Raw genomic sequence first — 791 nt, 5'->3', positions numbered from 1 at the left:
CTATCAATGCTACGGTGTTGAGGATGCGCGGATCAGCCGGGTCGGCGACCGCTTCCTGATGACCACCTGCTCGGTCAGCCCGGAACGCCATTGCACGACGATGTACAGCAGCGCCGACGCGCTCGACTGGACACTGGAGGGGATCGTCCTCGACCACCAGAACAAGGACATGCTGGTGTTCGAGGGGTTGGTCGGCGGCAAATACTGGGCGCAGACCCGCCCGCTCGGCGACCTGTATTTCGCCTATCCGCCGGGCAGCGAGTGGCGCGCGGGCCCATCAATCAACCTGTCGACCTCACCGGACGGCCTGCACTGGAAACCCTATGACAAGCCCGGCATCCGGCCGCATGCGGCGACAGTCTCGACCGCACGGATGGGCGGGGGAACCCCGCCGATCCTGACAGATGCAGGCTGGCTGACGCTGTGGCACGGGGTGGAGCCGTCGGGCGTCGTCGGCATCTATCGCACCTATTGGTCGATCCTCGACCGCGACGACCCCAGCGTTACGGTGCGCACAGAACACACTCCGCTGCTCGAACCCGCGCCCGCGCTGACGGAACCGCTGAAGGACAGCCTGTACCTGGACAACGTCGTGTTCACGACCGGCATCGCCGACGCCGGCGACCATTATGTCGTCGCGAGCGGGGAGGCGGACCTGGCTTGCCGGATCACGCACGTCGCGAAGTCGGTTTTCGCGTAGGAAGCGGGTGCGCACGACGCTATCGATGCCGGCATGACCGCGCCCGTTCACATCCTTCACCTCCATTCCTCCTTCGACCTCGGCGGCAAGG

1 protein-coding gene is annotated in these 791 nt (G+C 65.7%); it reads left to right on the top strand.

What is annotated here, in order from left to right; genetic code table 11:
* Positions 1 to 700: glycoside hydrolase family 130 protein (locus tag AC0IYH_RS29025; protein WP_471837456.1), on the top strand; the 700-nt coding region annotated here is incomplete at its 5' end.
* Positions 701 to 791: the final 91 nt, after the last annotated feature.

Source organism: Pseudomonas sp. AC463, from assembly GCF_979253585.1.
Note: the sequence above shows the minus strand (reverse complement) of the source record. Positions and strands in the feature narration are given on the sequence as shown.